This is a genomic window from Streptomyces sp. P17 (assembly GCF_032436805.1).
Taxonomy (GTDB): domain Bacteria; phylum Actinomycetota; class Actinomycetes; order Streptomycetales; family Streptomycetaceae; genus Streptomyces.
In genome coordinates this window covers 18,807-36,836 of the sequence record NZ_JAVRBF010000035.1, presented here as the reverse complement: position 1 = coordinate 36,836, position 18,030 = coordinate 18,807, and the positions used below count along the sequence as shown (strand labels likewise).

Below are 18,030 nucleotides of genomic sequence, written 5' to 3'. Positions count from 1 at the left end.
GGACCGAGTTCGCACACGGCCGTGTGCCCGAGTGGTTCAGGGGCTCGCCTGCGCTGCATCCATCAGCGAGCTCCGCTCGCGGGGAGTTACGTGGGTTCGAATCCCGCCACGGCCTCCATCAGTCCGCGTATCGGGCCGCGAGTGCCGCGATCCGGGTGGCCAGGTCCGTCAGGGTGGTGTCCTGGCGGGCGGCGGCGTGGGTCAGGCGGGAGACGTCGGCGGGCCAGGCGCCCGTGGCGTGGTCCGGTTCCCCGATGCGGGCGAAGCCACGGTTCAGCAGGCCGAGCGCGGCGACCACCTCCAGGTCGGACGGTTCGGCCCGGCGGATCGTGATGGTCTCGGTCATGCGCGCTTGGTGTCCCGGTGCAGCAGCCAGAGGGTGAAGGCGAGGGTGGAGACGTCCCCGGGGAGAGGGTGAGGCGTCCCGGCCGCGGGCGTCCACGTCAGGAGCGTGCCCGCTTCGCCGTCCAGGAGCAGGGTGTGGGTGTCGTCCAGGTGACCCAGGATTATCAGGCGGTCCGCCTCGGCGGGGAGATTCGGGGCGGGCTGGTCCGCGTAGGCCTCCAGCAGCGTCGGCAGTACGAGCTCCGGGTCCAGGCGGAACAGCGCGTGCTCCTCCGGCAGCCCCGTCACGCGCAGGAAGCGGCGGGTCGGTTCATGGGTGAGTGTCGCCGGGAAGTCGACGTCCTCGAAGCGCATCACCCCGGCCCGGCCGAACTCCTCGGCGAGCAGCCGCGGCGGGACCGAGACCGCCAGTCCCGAGGCCTCCCGCCCAGCCGGTTCCGGGCCCGCGACCAGCGTCAAAGTGCTGATCAGACGCCCGCATTGCAGCAGCGGATCCGGCCTGGTGATCGTCGCGTTCATGGTGTCCCCCCGTACGTGCCCCGACACCTCGGAACACTACGCCGCACCACTGACAACGCCCGCTCAGCGCCTCACGTGCCGCCCGTCACAACCGCCGCCTGCGGACGGATCGGCAGACGGTTCACCGGCCGGCCCGTCGCGGCGCGCACGGCGGAGGCGATGGCGGCCGGCGACGCGACCACCGGCACCGCGCTCACCGCCTTCGCGCCGAACGGCGCGACCACGTCCCGCTCCTCCACCAGCTTCACGATCTTGATGTCCGGCGCGTCCAGGGCCGTCGGCAGGGCGTACCCCGTCAGGTCGGGGTGGCGGATCGAGCCGCGTGCCGTGCGCAGGTTCTCCGTGAGCGCTATGCCGACGCCCTGCGTGACGCCCGCCTCGATACGGGCCGCCAGCTGGGCCGGGTTGAGCACACGGCCGACGTCCTGGGCGAGCGCCAGCTCCACCACGCGTACCGAGCCGAGTTCGATGTCGACGTCGACGACCGCGCGGATCGCGCAGAACGCCATGCCCACGAAGGCGTCGCCCTGGCCGGACTCGTCCAGCGGCTCGGTGGGGTGGGGGCGGCACTGCGCGGTCGCCCACAGCTCCTTGCCGTCCATCGCCTCGGTGACGGTGGTCGACAGGACGCCGTCGTACGACGTGATCTTGCCGTCGGTGATCTGGAGGAGCTCGGTGGACATGCCGAACTTGTGCGCCAGGGGCTGCAGGAGCTGGGTGCGGACCATCTTCGCCGCGCGTTCCACCGCGCCGCCGGACACCCAGGTGTGCCGTCCGCGGCAGCCCGCGCCCGCCGGCGGCTGGTCGGTGTCGACCGGGGCCACGTGGACCTCGTCGATGCCGAGGGTCTCCTGGACGATCTGACGCGCGAGCGTGGTGAAGCCCTGGCCGGTCTCCACCGCCGCGCACAGGACCGTCGCCACGCCGTCCTGGACCTTCACGGTCGCCGTCGAGACCTCGTCGGCGCCCTCCGCGCCCAGCATGTGCACCATGCCGAGCCCGTAGCCCACGCCCCGGCGCACCGCGCCCGGTTCGCCCGCGCCCTCGGGTCCGCCGGGCAGCAGCCACTCGTCCTCGGGGGCGTCCTTCGGCAGCGGGGGCAGCGGGTAGTCCCGTACCGCCTGGAGGAGTTCGGCGACCGGCGCCGGGCAGGTCACCGTCTGGCCGGTCGGCAGGACGTCGCCGGTGGCGAGCGCGTTTTGCAGGCGCAGCTCCGCCGGGTCGACGCCGAGCTTCTTGGCGAGCTTGTCCATCTGCGCCTCGTAGGCGGCGGCCACCTGCATGGCGCCCTCGCCGCGCACATGGCCGGAGGGGGGGTTGTTGGTGCGCACCGCCCAGCCCTCGATGAAGGCGTTGGGCACGACGTACGGCCCGCAGGCGAAGGCCACCGCGGCCGCCAGCGCCTCCGACGAGGTGTCCGCGTACGCGCCCGCGTCCAGCAGGATCTGCGCCTCGACCTTCACCAGGGTGCCGTCGGTGTCGGCGTGGTGGCGGTATCTGAGCAGCGTCGGATGCCGGTGGGTGTGGCCGAGGAAGGACTCCTCGCGGGTGGCCGTCAGCTTCACCGGGCAGCCGGTCTTCAGTGCCAGCAGGCCCAGCGGGAGCTGGAATCCCTGGTCCTCGCGGTCGGCCGTGGCGCCGGGGACGCCGGTGACGACGACCTTCACGCGGTCCGGGGCGAGGCCGTAGCAGGCGGCGGCGGTGTCGCGGTCGGAGTGCGGGTCGGTGGAGGCCACGTACAGCTCCACCCCGCCGTCCGGGCGCGGCACCGCGAGGCCGGCCTCGGCGCCGATGGGCGCCGGGTCCTGGCGGCCGATGCGGTACAGGCCCTCCACGACGATCTCGCCGGCCGCGTCCGGGTCGCCGTGGCGCAGCGGGATGTGCCGGATCAGGTTGCCGTCGGGGTGCAGCGGCTCGGCCTCGAAGGCGTGCTCGGGGTCGGTGACCGGGTCGAGTACTTCGTACTCGACGATGACGGCCGCCGCGGCCATGCGCGCGGTGTCGGGATGGTCGGCGGCGACGGCGGCGATGGGCTCGCCGTGGTGGCGTACCACCTCGGAGGCGAACACCGGCCGGTCGGCCTTGCCGCGGCCGTGCACCGGGGTGCCGGGGACGTCCTCGTGAGTGACGACGGCGTGCACGCCGGGCATCTCGCGCGCGTGGGTGGTGTCGATCGACACGATGCGCGCGTGCGCGTGCGGGGAGCGCAGTACGGCCGCCCACAGCAGGCCCTCGGCCCACAGGTCGGCCGCGTACGGGAAGGTGCCCTCGGTCTTGGCCTGGGCGTCGGCGGCCGGGAGGGAGGCGCCGAGGCCGTGCGGGATCGGTTCGGGGGCGGGTGCTGCCTCCGCGGGAGTGGGCGCGGTGGCGGCTTCGTTGCTCACGCCTGGCCTCCGTCCTGTCCGTACGCCTGGTCATGCGGTGGGCGGTGCTCGAACGCCGACGGATGCACCCCGCCGGCCCCCGGGCCCGCCTGGTGCGGGATGCGTGCCTCGTCGGGGTCGCCCTCACCGTCGCCGGCGCTGTGCGCCTCGCGCTCGGCGACGACTTCCTTGACCGCGTCGACGACACCCCGGTAGCCGGAGCAGCGGCACAGGTTGCCGCAGAGCGCCTGGCGGGTCTCCAGCTCGGTCGGGACGGGGTTGCCCTCCAGCAGGTCGTGCACGGTCATCGCCATGCCGGGCACGCAGAAGCCGCACTGCACGGCGCCGCACCGGGCGAGCGCGCGCTGGACGTCGGAGGGCTGTCCGTCGACGGCGAGCCCCTCGACGGTACGGACCTCGCTGCCGGCGGCGGTCACGGCGGGCACCAGGCAGGAGGCGACGAGCCGCCCGTCGACCTGGACGTTGCAGGCCCCGCACTCGCCCTGCGAGCAGCCGTCCTTGGCGCCCGCGAGCCCGAGCCGCTCGCGCAGCACGTACAGCAGCGACTCGCCGATCCAGGCGTCGGTGACGGGCCGGTCGACGCCGTTGACCCGCAGCACGTAGGAGGCGAGGGGGTGTTCCTCGCCGGGCATCGAGGACTCGGCCGGTTCCACGGCGCTCTCGGCGGCGTTCTCGGCGTCCTCGGCCTCCTGGGGCCCCTCGTCGGCCCCGTCCGCCTCACGGGCCTCCGGAGCGCCCCGTGAGGCCTCTTCCTCGGGGGCCCGGGGCGCGGGGGGTTCGGGTACGGCCGTGTCGGCGGCGTGGGCGTCGAGGGGCACGCGCGCGTGCGGCGCGCTCCGCTCGCCGCTGTGCTCCGCCTGTTCGGCGGCCTGGCGTGCCCACGGTTCACCGATCGCCTGGGTCGCCCAGGGCGCGGCCGCGCCGCCGGGGAGGGTGGCCGGCGGGGTGCCGCCCCACTGCTCGACCAGTGCCGAGGTGGTGAACTCACCCGATTCGTCCGGAAGGTCGCCGCCCGCGACGGGGATCGACCACTGGCCGGTGACGTCATGGCCGGGCGCGCTCTCGGCGGCCGCGGTGTCCTCGAAGGTCCACTGGCCGGTGGCGGCCGGGTTGTACCGGAACCGGTCGTTCCCGGCCTCCTCGGTCCCGGCGTTCGCGTCGGGCCACTGGACCGCGCCCGCCGGCATCGACCAGGTGCCGGTGGCCGCCGGATCGGTGCCCGCGGTGGTGGCGGGCGTGACCGTTATGGGCGGCGGCACATAGCCGTGGCCGGGCGCGGCCAGCGGGCTGTCGGTGGAGGCCGGCAGGGCGTCGATGCCGCCCTCGGGAAGCTTCACGAAGGCGGTGGCGCCGTCGTCGTAGTCGCCCTGGGGCAGCGGATCCCAGCGGCCGGCGCCCCGCGGGGCGCCCTCTCCATGCTGGTCGTCGGTCACGACAGCGCCCTCCCCAGTGCTCGTCGGGCCAGCGCGGCAACGGTGCGCCGCAGGTGCAGTACGGCGGGCGGAAGCGGGTCCACGGAGCCGTCCTCGGCCGGCACCGGGTCGGGGATACAGGCCGCGGCGACGTACTCCCCGAAGGCGGTCAGCGCCTCCGGGACGATGGCGCGGTCGTTGTCCCAGTCGATCAGCTGCGCGACCCACTGCTCGGCCTCCAGGGGCCTGAGCGGCATCGGCGCTATGGCGCCCACGGCGCACCGCACGCCCCGCCGCGCGGGGTCGAGGACCAGCGCCACGGAGGCCATGGCGCGCCCGGGGCCGGTGCGGCCGGTGGCCTTCAGGAAGACCTGGGGGGCGTGCAGCAGCGGCACACGCACGTAGCCGATGAGTTCGCCGGCCCGCAGCATCTCCATGCCGGCCAGCAGATGCGACACCGGGATCTCCCGGCGGGCCCCGCCCGGACCCGCGATGATCAGCGTCGCCTCCAGGGCGGCCAGCACCGGCAGCGCGTCGCCGGTGGGGGCGGCGGTGGCGATGTTGCCGCCCAGCGTGCCGGCGTTGCGGATCTGCGGCGGGCCTGCGGCACGCGCGGACGCGGCGAGCGCCGGGATCAGGGCGGCGAAGTCGGGGCGGCCCATGCGCGCGTGGGTGAGCCCGGCGCCGAGCAGGGCGTGGCCGTCCTGGTACTGCCAGCCGCGGATCTCGCTGATCTTGCCGAGGCCGACCAGCGCGGCGGGCCTGAGCTGACCGGAGTTGACGGAGGCCATCAGATCGGTGCCGCCGGCCACGGGGACGGCGGCCGGCATGGCGGCCAGAGCCGCCACGGCCTCGTCCAGCGTCGTGGGCAGCGTGACGGCCTGCGCCGCCTGCGGTACGTGCGTGGTCAAACCGGCTGCCCCTTCCCGCTGCCCCACCTGGTCCCACCTGTTGCTGCCGTACGGTACGTGCTGACAGGGCGGACGTGGCAACTCTGGCACATCTTCGCAGGGCCCGAACGCGGGGGTCCGCTAGGAGACGTTCGCCCACTTCACCAGCGAGATGGTCCGTTTTCGTCCGGCATCACCGGTGCGCGCGAATTGCCTCTCTTCGGTGACCCTGGCGGGGTTTTTCCATTACCTGTTCGGGGGCGGCCCTTCGAGGGGGCGGCCGAGCACTCCGGGGCGCCGCTGCCAAGGACGCGGTCCGGTGGGCGGGCGGTAGCCGACGCCGAGGGCGTCAAGCCGCGCGTAATGGGAGGTCATCCGCCGCTCGAAGTCGGCGAAGTCCCGCTCCCCCGGGGCCGGCAGAGCACTCCACGCCACCTCCGCGAAGGCCGCGAGCCGGGGGAAGGCCTGGTAGTCCACGCGCGCGTGGTCCTCCATCACCTCGGTCCACACATTGGCCTGCGTCCCGAGCACATGCCGGGCCTCCTGCGAGGTCAGCGAGGGGGGAACGGGCTCGAACCGGTAGACGTCCTCCAGGGTGCGGACGTAGCCGATGGGGACCGGCTCGTCGGCGCCCGCGTCCTGGCGGTGGTCCAAGTACACGTACTGCTCGGGGCACATGACGACGTCGTGTCCCGCGCGCGCGGCGGCGATTCCGCCCTCGTACCCGCGCCAGGAGGACACGGCCGCGCCCGGCGCCAGCCCGCCCTCCAGGATCTCGTCCCATCCGATGAGCCTGCGCCCGCGCGCGGAGAGCCAGTTGTCGAAGTGCCCGACGAACCACGCCTGGAGTGCGTCCTCGTCGGCCAGTCCGAGTTCCTTGATACGGGTCTGCGCGGTGGGCGACTGCCGCCACTGGTCCTTGAGGCATTCGTCACCGCCGACATGGACGAACTCCGAGGGGAACAGGTCGAGGAGTTCCTCGAACACCCCCTCGTAGAAGCGCAGGGTGTTGTCAGTGGGGGCGAGTACGTTGGCGGAGATTCCCCAGTTGTCCCAGACGGTGAGGGAGGTCGTGTCGATGACGTCCGTGTTGCCGAGTTCCGGGTACGCGGCGATGGCGGCCTGCGAGTGTCCGGGTACGTCGATTTCGGGGACGACGGTGATATGCCGCTCGGCGGCGTAGGCGACGATCTCGCGGATGTCGTCCTGGGTGTAGTAGCCACCGTGCGGCTTCTCCTCCCACAGCGGTGAGGCCCGGTGGCCGAATTTCGTACGCTCCCGCCAGGAGCCGACCTCGGTGAGCCGGGGGTACTTCTTGATCTCGACACGCCAGCCCTGGTCGTCGGTCAAGTGGAAGTGCAGGACGTTGAGTTTGTGCGCCGCCATCAGGTCGAGGTAGCGCAGGACACCGTCCTTGGGCATGAAGTGCCGGGCCACGTCGAGCATGAGGCCGCGCCAGCGGAAACGGGGGGAGTCCTCGATGACGACCATCGGCACCTGCCACTCCAGGCAGGCCGGATCGATCGGTGCGCGCCGAAAGGCGTCGGCCCCCAACAGCTGACGGAACGTCTGCGCACCCCAGAAAACCCCGGCCGCACTCCCGCCCTGGATGCGGATCGCGTATCCGTCGATGACGATGCGGTACGCCTCCCCCGCCATCTCGGGATCTACGCTCAGCTCGATGCCGTTGTCGTTGCGGCCGTCGGCGAACGGCAGTCCGGTGGCGGCGCTCAGGGTGCTGCGCAGCCAGAGCCCCACCCGCTCTGTGCCGGGCGCCGCGTGCAGCACGGTTTCCCCGTCCAGCGGAAACGCTCCCTGCGCCGGTGGCACCCACCATCCCTTGCGAGGTGCCGGAATCACATCGTGGAAGCCCATGTCGTCAGTCCTTTACCGCTCCGCCCAGCCCCGAGACCAGCCGTCGCTGTACGAGTACGAAGAACACCAGCACCGGAATCGTCATCACCGTCGACGCGGCCATCACGCCGCCCCAGTCCGGCTCGTCCGGCTTGTAGAAGACCAGCAGCGCCATCGGCAGCGTCGACTGCGAAGTGTCACTGATGATGAACGACTTGGCGAACAGGAAGTCGTTCCAGGCCGAGATGAAGGAAAACACGCTCGTGGCCACCAACCCCGGCAGTACGAGCGGGAAAAGGATCTGCCACAGGAATCGCGCGTGGCTCGCCCCGTCGAGGTATGCGGCCTCCTCCAAAGCCTCGGGGACGGCCTTCACAAACCCTCGCAGCATCCAGATCGCGAACGGCAGCGAGAAGGCGATGTGCGGCAGGATCAGCGAGCCCAGCGTGTTCAGCTGCCCGGCGTCCCGCATGAGGAAGAACAAGGGGATCGTGAGGGCCTCGACGGGCACCATCTGGGCCACCAGAAACATGATGAGCAAGGTGGTCCGGAAGCGGAACCGGAATCGGGTCACTGCGGTCGCCGCGAGAAACGCGATCAGCGCCGAGGCGATCACGACGGTGCCCGCCACGACAAGGCTGTTGAGGAAGTAACGGCCGAATTCCTGCTGCTCGAACACGCGCCGGAAGGAATCCAGCGAGGGCGCCGCCGTCCAGGGCCGCGCCTCGGTCGACTCGATCTCCCCGGCCGGTTTGAAGGCGCTCAGCACCATCCAGTACAGCGGGAAGGCGACGACCGCCGCGATCAGCAGCGCGGTCGCTTCCGCGGCGAACCGCCACGGCCGGGCCACAAGACCCCGAAGAAGATTCACAGCTCCTCCCCCTGCCGGCGCAGCAGCCGCAGGTAGGCCAGCGTCACGACGAGCAGGATCAGCAGCATCACGACCCCGATCGCCGAGCCGAGGCTGTACTGCGAGGACGCGAACGCCTTCTGGTAGGCGTACACATTGAGCACCAGGTTCTGGCCCGCGATGCCGCCGCCGTTGGTCATGACGTAGATCTGCGTGAAGACCTTGAAGTCCCAGATGACCGACTGGATGGTCACGACGACCAGGATCGGCCGCAGGATCGGCGCGAGCACCGACCGCCAGATCCGCCACTGCGAGGCGCCGTCCAGCGCTGCGGCCTCCAGCACCTCGCCGGGTACGGCGCGGATGCCCGCGTACACGGTGACCATCACGAACGGGAAGGAGCACCAGACCACTTCGAGCAGTACGAGGAAGAAGGCGCTGAAGCGACCGTACGTCCAGGAGTGGTCGCCGAGCCCCAACACCTGGTTCACGGGCCCGAAGTCGGCGTCGAAGAGAAACAGCCACACGGTGGATCCGGTGACGGCGGGGGTGGCCCAGGCCCCCAGCGCCGCCAGCATCAACGCCAGCCGGGGCACGGCCCGCACGCGCGTGAGCAGCACGGCGAGCGCACACCCGACGGCGAGCGTCGACACGACACAGGCCGCCGCGAACACGACCGTGGCCAGCAGCACCTCCCAGAACTGGGAGTCCCCGAAGAGTTCGGCGTAGTTCCCGAACCCCTCGAAGGTGGTCGGCTCCCCGCCACTGACCTGGGCCTGGGTGTAGTGGAAGAGGGAGATCAGCCCGAGCTGGTAGATGGGGTAGGCGAGCAGGCCGCCGAGGACGACAAGGGCGGGGGCGAGATAGAGCCAAGGGGTCCAGGTCCTGCGGTCGGTCACCGAGGTCACCCGACGGAGCCGAACGCGTCGTTCATCTTCGCCGCCGCGTCCTTGGAAGCCTCGGCCACCGACTTCTTACCGCTCACGATCTCCTGGAACATCGTCGGCAGCACGAGCGACGAGTCGATCTGGGACCACGCGGCCGACGCCGGCACGAACTTCGTGCCCGAGCCCAGCGTCTCGACGAACGGCTTCACGAACGGCTCCTTCGCCGCCGCCTGCTGCCGTACGTCCGAGAAGGTCGGCAGGAAGCCCATCGCGTCGAACATCAAGGCCTGCGTCCGCTTCGAGGCGAGCCGCTTCATCAGATCGACCGCGAGCGTGCGGTGCGAGGTGCTCTTCAGTACGCCGATGTTGTTGCCGCCCGCGAAGGCAGGCGCGGTCTCCCCGGCCTTCACCCCGGGCAGCGGCACGACGGCGTACTTGCCGCGGACCTTCCCGGCCTCCACCGCCGCATGGCTGAAGTCCCCGCCGATCGCCATCCCCGCCTTGCCGGAGGCGAACGCGGTCACGGTGTCGTTGCCACCCATCCCGGCGCAGGTCGCGGCGGGGCAGTTGTCGTCGCCGAAGAGAGACGTGTACGCCTTGATGCCCTTCTGCGCGGCCGGGCTGTCGATGGCGGAGGCGTACGAGCCACCCTTGCCCGTGGCGAGTTCACCGCCGTTGGCCCACACGAACGGCATCGCGCCGTACGTGTACGCACCGCCGACCGCGAGCCCGTACAACTCGGGCTTGGCGGCCCGTATCTCCTTCGCCGTGGAGATCAGCTCGGCCTGCGTTCGGGGGACTTCGAGGCCGAGTTCGTCGAAGACGTCGGTGCGGTAGTACAGCGCGCGCACACCGACGAAGTACGGGGCGCCGTAGACCTTGCCGTCCACCGTGACCGACTCCTTCGCGGTCGGGTCGGTGTCCGCGGCCTCCTTCCACGCGCCGAACTCCTCGGTGACGTCGAGGAGTCCGCCGTCCTTCACATAGCCCGCGGTGTCGGTGTTGCCGTACTCGATGACGTCGGGCGCGCTCTTGGGGTCGTTGAAGGCGGCCTTGATGCGCTGGGCGCGGGTCTCGACGGGGATGTACTCGACGGTGACCTTCGTGTCCTCGTGGGCCTTCTCGAAGGCGGCGAGGACGGAGTCGACGACCTTCTCCTTGGGCTTGTTGCTGACCTCCTGGAAGAGCCAGACGCGGAGTGTGCCGGTCTTCTCGTCCTTGTCGGAGGAGGAGTTGCCGGACGTCTGGGGGGCGCAGGCGGTGGCGGCCATGACTGCGAGGAGCACGGCCAGACGGGCGGGGAGCTTCATGGAGCAATCCTCCGGGTGTTGCAACATATGCAATGACTGTTTTGCTCTGCACAACAACAACCCGGAGGCTATGGACTACATGAACATGTCCACAAGAGGTCTCCACCACTTCGTGACAACGCGAAGGCCCCCGTGACGCGCATCGGCGCCCCAGGGGCCTCACAGGAGCTTCAGGCGAGCGGCTACTTCTTCTTGTCGCCGCCCTTGCCCTTGTCGTCGCCGCCGGCGCCCATGGACTCGTAGATCTCCTTGCACATGGGACACACGGGGTACTTCTTCGGATCGCGGCCGGGCACCCAGACCTTGCCGCACAGCGCCACGACGGGAGTCCCGTCGAGGGCGCTCGCCATGATCTTGTCCTTCTGGACGTAGTGGGCGAAGCGCTCGTGGTCACCGTCGCCGTGGGACACCTGCGGCGTCGGCTCTACGAGGGTCCCCGTACCAGTCCCGCGCTGCGGCTGGGTCTCAGGCTCAAGAGTGCTCATAACAACCAAGAGTACTGAAGCTCACACGGGTCAGTTGAGCGAAGGGTCGTCCGGATACGTGGCCACCATCGCGAGCTCGTTGCGCTGGCGGCGCAGGACCTCCCGCCACAGTCTCTCCGGGGCCGGCGAGGACACATCACCGGGCTCCGACTCCACGACGTACCAGGCGCCCTCCACCAGCTCGTCCTCCAGCTGGCCGGGCCCCCAGCCGGCGTATCCGGCGAAGATCCGCAGTGATCCGAGGGCCGAGGCGAGCAGCTCCGGCGGGGCCTCCAGGTCCACGAGCCCGATCGCGCCGTGCACCCGGCGCCAGCCCAGCGGTGCGGCCTCGCCGCTCGCCCCGCCGGGGATGACGGCGACACCGAGGGCCGAGTCGAGGGAGACCGGGCCGCCCTGGAAGACGACGCCCGGTTCGCCGGCCAGCTCGCCCCAGCCCTCCAGGATGTCGCCCACGTCCACCGGGGTCGGACGGTTGAGGACGACACCGAGGGAGCCCTCCTCGTCGTGGTCGAGGAGCAGCACCACCGCGCGGTCGAAGTTCGGGTCCGCCAGGGCGGGCGTTGCCACGAGCAACCGCCCTGTGAGCGAGGACACCTCGGTCATGCCAGACATGATCCCGCATCTTCCCTTCGCATGGGGAGGCAATCCCGGTAAGGGAGTGAACGCAGCTCAGCGCGGAATCGAGCGCCCCCGGCGCACACCCGCCGCGGTGACCCCTCGTGCCCGGCGAAGAACCGTTCGTGTTGTGACACAGCCATGACGTATCTGGGCGGCACTTGGGCTTACTGAAGGGGGGTCCGCGGCGATTACCCTGTTTCCTCGGCCCCTGCCCCACTCATCGGAACGCGAGATACATGACCGTCAACGGCAATGACGACGTACTGCTTGTCCACGGCGGAACCCCGCTGGAGGGCGAGATCCGTGTCCGCGGTGCGAAGAACCTCGTGCCGAAGGCCATGGTCGCCGCCCTGCTGGGCAGTGAGCCAAGTCGGCTGCGCAACGTTCCGGACATCCGGGACGTACGGGTCGTACGCGGGCTGCTGCAACTGCACGGAGTGACGGTACGTCCGGGCGAGGAGCCCGGCGAACTGGTGATGGACCCGTCGCACGTGGAGAGCGCGAACGTCGCTGACATCGATGCCCACGCGGGTTCCAGCCGGATCCCGATCCTCCTGTGCGGTCCGCTGCTGCACCGCCTCGGTCACGCCTTCATCCCGGGCCTCGGCGGCTGCGACATCGGCGGCCGGCCCATCGACTTCCACTTCGAGGTACTGCGGCAGTTCGGCGCGACGATCGAGAAGCGGGCGGACGGCCAGTACCTGGAGGCGCCGACGCGACTGCGCGGCACGAAGATCCGGCTGCCGTACCCGTCGGTGGGCGCGACCGAGCAGGTGCTGCTGACCGCGGTGCTCGCGGAGGGCGTGACGGAACTCTCGAACGCGGCCGTGGAGCCGGAGATCGAGGACCTGATCTGCGTCCTGCAGAAGATGGGCGCCATCATCGCGATGGACACCGACCGCACGATCCGCGTCACCGGTGTCGACAAGCTCGGCGGCTACGCCCACCGCGCCCTGCCGGACCGCCTGGAGGCCGCCTCCTGGGCGTCCGCGGCGCTGGCGACCGAGGGCAACATCTACGTCCGCGGCGCCCAGCAGCGCTCGATGATGACGTTCCTGAACACCTACCGGAAGGTGGGGGGCGCCTTCGAGATCGACGACGAGGGCATCCGCTTCTGGCACCCCGGTGGCCAGTTGAAGTCCATCGCACTCGAAACGGACGTGCACCCGGGCTTCCAGACGGACTGGCAGCAGCCGCTGGTCGTGGCGCTCACCCAGGCGACCGGCCTCTCGATCATCCACGAGACGGTCTACGAGTCCCGCCTCGGCTTCACCTCCGCGCTGAACCAGATGGGCGCCCACATCCAGCTCTACCGCGAGTGCCTCGGCGGCTCCGACTGCCGCTTCGGCCAGCGCAACTTCCTGCACTCGGCGGTCGTGTCGGGCCCGACGAAGCTCCAGGGCGCCGATCTGGTCATCCCCGACCTCCGCGGCGGCTTCTCCTACCTCATCGCCGCCCTGGCGGCCCAGGGCACGTCCCGCGTCCACGGCATCGACCTCATCAACCGGGGCTACGAGAACTTCATGGAGAAGCTCGTCGAACTGGGCGCGAAGGTGGAACTGCCGGGCAAGGCGCTGGGCTAGCGAAAACCAGCCCGGCCGGCGTTCGAGGCCATCGGTGAGCGAAACCACGATGGGGCGGCACCCGAGAACCGGGCGCCGCCCCATTGGCGTTGCTACAAGCCGCACACCGTCCCGTGGTGTACAGACGGCAAGGTCACTTGCCCTTGGCGGCTTCCTTGAGCTTGCTGCCCGCGGAGACCTTCACGCTGTAGCCGGCCGGGATCTGGATCGGGTCGCCGGTCTGCGGGTTGCGCGCGGTGCGAGCGGCACGGTGGGTGCGCTCGAAAGTCAGGAAGCCGGGGATGGTGACCTTCTCGTCGCCCTTGGCGACGACCTCGCCGACGGTCTCGGCGAACGCGGCCAGCACGGCGTCGGCGTCCTTGCGAGTCACCTCGGCGCGGTCGGCCAGCGCGGCCACCAGCTCACTGCGGTTCATGTTGTTACTCCCGTGTTCTTCTTGCTGTTGAGGCGTGCCACGCGGCGGAGCCGCATAGTGGGCACAGCGAAGCCGATGCTGCCAGGGTCCTCGGACAGTCCCCGGACCCGGGTCCGTCCTCGGACCCTCGCGCCCAGAGACGCATCCTGCCCCTACCTGCGGCGGGAAAGCCAATCCGGCACCCGTCCGAGTCGTGAGAACACCCTTGGGAGTCACACGAAAAGAGGGCCTGAGCCTGGCCGTCACCATAAACGGCTGTCACAGGCCCTCGGTTCCACGACGCGCCGCTACAAGGGCTTGCCGTGGCGATCGTCACGTCCTCAGACGCCGGAGTCGTGGTTCGGGGCGGCGCCGGCCGCCCTGGCCGCCTCGCGCACCGCACCGGCCACCGCGCCCGCGACCTTGTCGTTGAAGACGCTCGGGACGATGTAGTTCGGGTTCAGCTCGTCCTCGGTCACCACGTCCGCGAGCGCCTTCGCGGCCGCCAGCATCATCTCGGTGTTGACCGTGCGGGACTGGGCGTCCAGCAGGCCGCGGAAGACGCCCGGGAAGACCAGCACGTTGTTGATCTGGTTCGGGAAGTCGGAGCGGCCGGTGGCCACAACCGCCGCCGTCTGACGGGCGATTGCCGGGTCCACCTCGGGGTCGGGGTTCGCGAGCGCGAACACGATCGCGCCGTCCGCCATGGCGGCCACGTCGTCACCGTCGATGACGTTCGGGGCCGAGACGCCGATGAAGACGTCCGCGCCGCGCACGGCCTCCTTCAGCGTGCCGGTCAGGCCCTCGGGGTTGGTGTTGTCGGCGATCCAGCGCAGCGCCGAGTCGGGGGCGGCGTCCACGAGGTCCTCGCGGCCGGCGTGCACGACGCCGTGGATGTCGGCGACGACGGCGTTCTTCACCCCGGCCGCGAGCAGCAGCTTCAGGATGGCCGTACCGGCCGCGCCCGCGCCGGACATGACGACCCGGATGCTGTCGATGGACTTGCCGGCCACCCGCAGGGCGTTCGTCAGCGCCGCGAGCACCACGATCGCGGTGCCGTGCTGGTCGTCGTGGAAGACGGGGATGTCGAGGGCCTCGCGCAGCCGGGCCTCGATCTCGAAGCAGCGCGGGGCCGAGATGTCTTCCAGGTTGATGCCGGCGAAGCCGGGGGCGATGGCCTTCACGATCTCGACGATCGCGTCGGTGTCCTGGGTGTCCAGGCAGATCGGCCAGGCGTCGATCCCGGCGAACCGCTTGAAGAGGGCCGCCTTGCCCTCCATGACCGGCAGCGCGGCCTTGGGGCCGATGTTGCCGAGGCCGAGCACCGCGGAGCCGTCCGTCACGACCGCGACGGAGTTGCGCTTGATGGTGAGACGGCGGGCGTCCTCGGGGTTCTCGGCGATCGCCATGCAGACCCGGGCCACACCCGGCGTGTAGACCATGGAGAGGTCGTCACGGTTGCGGATGGGATGCTTGGACTGCATCTCGATCTTGCCGCCGAGGTGCATGAGGAACGTACGGTCCGAGACCTTGCCGAGGGTGACGCCCTCGATGCCGCGGAGCTGCTCGACGATCTCGTCGGCGTGCGCGGTGGACGTCGCCGCGATGGTGACGTCGATCCGGAGCTTCTCGTGGCCGGAGGCGGTGACGTCGAGGCCGGTGACCGAGCCTCCGTGGGATTCGACGGCCGTGGTGAGCTGGGAGACCGCCGTTCCGCTCGCGGGCACCTCCAGCCGGATGGTCATCGAGTAGGAGACGCTGGGCGCCGTTGCCATGGCCGACTTCCTCTGCTTTCACCGTGTCGCGAAGTTGTGCCGTCCGATCGTCGCACCTACCGCTGAGTACGTGGTAGCCGCCCTGGATTGCGGACTTTTTGTTCACCGGTAGACGACGACCGTGCGACAACTTTGGAAAACATCTTCCACGATACGAGAATCGATCAGCCAGACATACGGGCAACAAAGAGGCCCACGTCACATCGGACGTGGGCCTCTCGAACGCTGAGTGACACCGACCCGCCATGCTCGCCTCGCGGCAAGTGGTCGCTCGTAGCGACGAAGGTTGGGCCCGGGGGCTTGGATCGGGCCGGTGCCACACCCAGGCTAACAAACCCGGCCCGTAAGGCCATTCCCGTCTCGCGAGTCAGTCCCGGAGAAGATCCGGCACCCCCGCCGCGTCGGGCTCGTCGCGCCCGCCCGAGACCACCGTGAGCTGCTGGGTCGCGCGGGTGAGGGCGACGTAGAGGACCCGCAGGCCCGCCGGGGACTCGTCGGCGATCTCCGCGGGTGAGACGACGACGGTCGCGTCGTACTCCAGTCCCTTTGCCTCCAGGCTGCCGAGGGCCACCACCCGGTCGCCGAGTCCGGCGAGCCAGCGGGCGGCCTCCTCGCGGCGCTGCATGGCGACGACCACGCCGACCGTGCCGTCGACCCGCTCCAGCAGTCGCGCGGCCTCCTGACGGACGGTGTGTCCCAGGGACTGCTCCACGACGCTGAAGCGCGGCTCGACGCCGGTGGAGCGGACGGCCGAGGGGGAGGTCGAGCCGGGCATGGCCAGTGCCAGCACCTTCGCGGCCAGCTCGGCGATCTCGGCGGGGTTGCGGTAGTTCACGGTGAGCTGGAAGCGGCGGCGCGGGCGGGTGCCGAGGGCCTCGTCGCGGGCCTCGGCGGCCTCGTCCGGGTCGGACCAGGAGGACTGGGCCGGGTCGCCGACGACCGTCCAGGTGGCGTGCCGGCCGCGGCGGCCGACCATGCGCCACTGCATCGGGGTGAGGTCCTGGGCCTCGTCGACGATGACGTGGGCGTACTCGACGCGCTCCTGCGCGAGGCGCTCGGCGCGCTCGCGCTGGGTCTCCTCGCGCACCGGCATCAGCTCCTCCAGGCCGGTGAGCTGGTCGAGGGGGTCCAGTTCGCGCTTCTTCTTCTTCGGGCGGGCCGGGGCGCCGAGGATCGCCTGGAGCTCGTCGAGCAGGGCGATGTCGTGCACCGACCAGCCGTCCCGGCGCAGGGAGCGGGCGACCCGGCGGACCTCGCCCGGGTTGAGGACGCGCCGGGCCCAGCGGCCGAGGCGCCGCTCGTCCGCCATCGCCGCGAGCACGGCCTTCGGGGTCAGCTCCGGCCACCAGGCGTCGAGGAACTCGATGAAGGAGTCCTCGCTGGTCACGTCCTCGTCGAAGGAGGAACGCAGCTCGGCCGCGAGCTCGGGGTCGGTGTGCCGGGCGGCGCCGCCGGAGCGGTTCCACAGGGCGTCCAGGAGGAGCTTGCGGGCGCGCGGGCGCAGCAGGTTCACGGGGGCGGTGCCGCCGAGGGCGTTGCGGCGGATCGCGGCCAGCTCATGGGCCTCCAGCTCCAGCCGGCGGCCGAAGGCGACCACCCGGAGCCGGGTCGGAGAATCGTTCAGCTCCAGAGCTCCGCGCGCGGCCTTCCGCACCACCTTGAGCATGCGGTACGAGCCCTTGGCGCGGGCCGTGGACGGGGAGTCGTAGAGCGTGGCCTCGGCGCCGTCGACCAGTGAGCCGATGGCCCGGACGGCGACCTGGCCCTCCTCGCCGAGGGACGGGAGCACGCCCTCGGTGTACGCCACCAGCAGCGGGGTCGGGGAGACGATCAGGATGCCGCCCGCGTACCGGCGCCGGTCCTGGTAGAGCAGATAGGCGGCGCGGTGCAGGGCGACGGCGGTCTTGCCGGTGCCGGGGCCACCCTCGACGTAGGTCACGGAGGCGGCGGGGGCGCGGATGACGAGGTCCTGCTCGGCCTGGATGGAGGCGACGATGTCCCGCATGGTGTGGGTGCGGGCCTGGCCGAGCGCGGCCATCAGGGCGCCGTCGCCGATGACGGGCAGCTCCTCGCCGTCCCGGAACGCCTTGAGCTCGGGGCGCATCAGGTCGTCCTCGACTCCGAGGACCCGGCGGCCCTTGGAGCGGATGACCCTTCTGCGGACCACACGCCCCGGGTCGACCGGGGTGGAGCGGTAGAAGGGGGCGGCCGCGGGGGCCCGCCAGTCGATGACCAGCGGGGTGTAGTCGTTGTCGAGGACTCCGATCCGCCCGATGTGCAGGGTCTCGGCGATGTCGGCGGTGTTGTCGGAGCGCACCGCGCCTTCGGCGGGCTCCACGGCGGTGTAGGCGCCGTCCGGGCCCTTCTTGCCGTCCTTGCCGGGCAGCAGGTCGATCCGGCCGAAGAGGAAGTCCTCGTACTCGTTGTTCAGCCGGTTGAGGTGGACGCCGGCCCGGAAGACCTGCGCGTCCCGCTCCGCGAGGGCGCCGGGGGTGCCGACCTGGCCGCGCTTGGCCGCGTCGTGCATGAGGAACTCCGCCTCGTGGATCTTCTCCTCAAGACGCTGGTACACCCGGTCCAGGTGTTCCTGTTCGACGCTGATCTCACGGTCCCGGACCGAGTCCGGGACCGCGCCGACCGCGGTTTCCTGCTGAGCCTGTGCGGCCACCGGGCCCCCTTCTGACGTGCTGGGCAGCCGTCAACCGTACGCGAAGGGGGGCCCTG

At 70.9% G+C, this 18,030-nt stretch carries 15 protein-coding genes and 1 tRNA gene; 2 read left to right on the top strand and 14 right to left on the bottom strand.

The genetic code is table 11. The features are described 5' to 3' along the window. Positions 1-17 precede the first annotated feature (17 nt). Positions 18-118: transfer RNA gene (locus tag RMT89_RS22780), tRNA-OTHER, on the top strand. Here RMT89_RS22780 and RMT89_RS22775 read toward each other — a convergent pair. From RMT89_RS22775 to RMT89_RS22725, 11 genes are all read right to left on the bottom strand, one after another. After that, positions 119-346 carry a hypothetical protein gene (locus RMT89_RS22775; protein ID WP_315885616.1) on the bottom strand — a complete coding sequence of 76 codons (228 nt, stop codon included), beginning with the start codon at positions 344-346 and terminating at the stop codon, positions 119-121. Next, a complete protein-coding gene (locus RMT89_RS22770; RefSeq protein ID WP_315885615.1) occupies positions 343-864 on the bottom strand; it encodes an SUKH-4 family immunity protein in 522 nt (173 codons plus the stop codon). The genes RMT89_RS22775 and RMT89_RS22770 overlap by 4 nt, the downstream gene beginning before the upstream one ends. A 71-nt stretch (positions 865-935) precedes the next feature. Continuing rightward, on the bottom strand, positions 936-3,248 hold the full coding sequence (locus RMT89_RS22765; protein ID WP_315885614.1) for a molybdopterin cofactor-binding domain-containing protein: 2,313 nt from the start codon (positions 3,246-3,248) through the stop codon (positions 936-938). Further along, positions 3,245-4,681, bottom strand: a complete 1,437-nt coding sequence (locus tag RMT89_RS22760) for a 2Fe-2S iron-sulfur cluster-binding protein (RefSeq protein WP_315885613.1) — start codon at positions 4,679-4,681, stop codon at positions 3,245-3,247. Before RMT89_RS22760 ends, RMT89_RS22765 begins: the two co-directional genes overlap by 4 nt. Next, entirely contained in the window at positions 4,678-5,571 is an 894-nt protein-coding gene (locus RMT89_RS22755) for an FAD binding domain-containing protein (RefSeq protein ID WP_315885612.1), read from the bottom strand. The genes RMT89_RS22760 and RMT89_RS22755 overlap by 4 nt, the downstream gene beginning before the upstream one ends. Before the next feature lie 225 nt (positions 5,572-5,796). Beyond that, positions 5,797-7,425, bottom strand: a complete 1,629-nt coding sequence (locus tag RMT89_RS22750; protein ID WP_315885611.1) for a beta-N-acetylhexosaminidase — start codon at positions 7,423-7,425, stop codon at positions 5,797-5,799. 4 nt (positions 7,426-7,429) lie between these two features. Next, positions 7,430-8,275: a carbohydrate ABC transporter permease gene (locus RMT89_RS22745; protein ID WP_315885610.1), complete on the bottom strand. Its 846-nt coding sequence runs from the start codon at positions 8,273-8,275 to the stop codon at positions 7,430-7,432. Beyond that, positions 8,272-9,162, bottom strand: coding sequence for a sugar ABC transporter permease (locus RMT89_RS22740; RefSeq protein WP_315885609.1), 891 nt, complete (start codon positions 9,160-9,162; stop codon positions 8,272-8,274). The genes RMT89_RS22745 and RMT89_RS22740 overlap by 4 nt, the downstream gene beginning before the upstream one ends. Continuing rightward, the gene (locus tag RMT89_RS22735; protein ID WP_315885608.1) at positions 9,159-10,451 is read right to left on the bottom strand and encodes an extracellular solute-binding protein; all 1,293 of its coding nucleotides are present in this window, start codon (positions 10,449-10,451) and stop codon (positions 9,159-9,161) included. The genes RMT89_RS22740 and RMT89_RS22735 overlap by 4 nt, the downstream gene beginning before the upstream one ends. 182 nt (positions 10,452-10,633) lie before the next feature. Further along, positions 10,634-10,936 (bottom strand): DUF3039 domain-containing protein, encoded by a 303-nt coding sequence (locus RMT89_RS22730; RefSeq protein WP_315885607.1) that lies wholly within the window; start codon positions 10,934-10,936, stop codon positions 10,634-10,636. A 30-nt stretch (positions 10,937-10,966) separates the two neighbouring features. Then, positions 10,967-11,539, bottom strand: coding sequence for a YqgE/AlgH family protein (locus RMT89_RS22725; protein ID WP_315885606.1), 573 nt, complete (start codon positions 11,537-11,539; stop codon positions 10,967-10,969). Between the two features lie 251 nt (positions 11,540-11,790). On the opposite strand from RMT89_RS22725, the gene murA reads away from it, so the two are divergent. Beyond that, entirely contained in the window at positions 11,791-13,137 is a 1,347-nt protein-coding gene (gene murA, locus RMT89_RS22720) for a UDP-N-acetylglucosamine 1-carboxyvinyltransferase (RefSeq protein ID WP_315885605.1), read from the top strand. Between the two features lie 133 nt (positions 13,138-13,270). Here murA and RMT89_RS22715 read toward each other — a convergent pair whose 3' ends face one another. From RMT89_RS22715 to RMT89_RS22705, 3 genes are all read right to left on the bottom strand, one after another. After that, positions 13,271-13,552: an HU family DNA-binding protein gene (locus RMT89_RS22715; protein WP_007498188.1), complete on the bottom strand. Its 282-nt coding sequence runs from the start codon at positions 13,550-13,552 to the stop codon at positions 13,271-13,273. A 320-nt stretch (positions 13,553-13,872) separates the two neighbouring features. Then, complete coding sequence (locus tag RMT89_RS22710; RefSeq protein ID WP_315885604.1) at positions 13,873-15,306, bottom strand: NAD-dependent malic enzyme; 1,434 nt, start codon at positions 15,304-15,306, stop codon at positions 13,873-13,875. A gap of 367 nt (positions 15,307-15,673) precedes the next feature. Then, on the bottom strand, positions 15,674-17,974 hold the full coding sequence (locus RMT89_RS22705; RefSeq protein ID WP_315885603.1) for a UvrD-helicase domain-containing protein: 2,301 nt from the start codon (positions 17,972-17,974) through the stop codon (positions 15,674-15,676). Between the last annotated feature and the right edge of the window lie 56 nt (positions 17,975-18,030).

Coding starts and splice junctions, on each gene's coding strand:
- RMT89_RS22775 (WP_315885616.1), bottom strand. CDS start 346: ATGACCGAGACCATCACGATCCGCCGGGCCGAACCGTCCGACCTGGAG.
- RMT89_RS22770 (WP_315885615.1), bottom strand. CDS start 864: ATGAACGCGACGATCACCAGGCCGGATCCGCTGCTGCAATGCGGGCGT.
- RMT89_RS22750 (WP_315885611.1), bottom strand. CDS start 7,425: ATGGGCTTCCACGATGTGATTCCGGCACCTCGCAAGGGATGGTGGGTG.
- RMT89_RS22735 (WP_315885608.1), bottom strand. CDS start 10,451: ATGAAGCTCCCCGCCCGTCTGGCCGTGCTCCTCGCAGTCATGGCCGCC.
- RMT89_RS22730 (WP_315885607.1), bottom strand. CDS start 10,936: ATGAGCACTCTTGAGCCTGAGACCCAGCCGCAGCGCGGGACTGGTACG.
- RMT89_RS22725 (WP_315885606.1), bottom strand. CDS start 11,539: ATGACCGAGGTGTCCTCGCTCACAGGGCGGTTGCTCGTGGCAACGCCC.
- murA (WP_315885605.1), top strand. CDS start 11,791: ATGACCGTCAACGGCAATGACGACGTACTGCTTGTCCACGGCGGAACC.
- RMT89_RS22715 (WP_007498188.1), bottom strand. CDS start 13,552: ATGAACCGCAGTGAGCTGGTGGCCGCGCTGGCCGACCGCGCCGAGGTG.
- RMT89_RS22710 (WP_315885604.1), bottom strand. CDS start 15,306: ATGGCAACGGCGCCCAGCGTCTCCTACTCGATGACCATCCGGCTGGAG.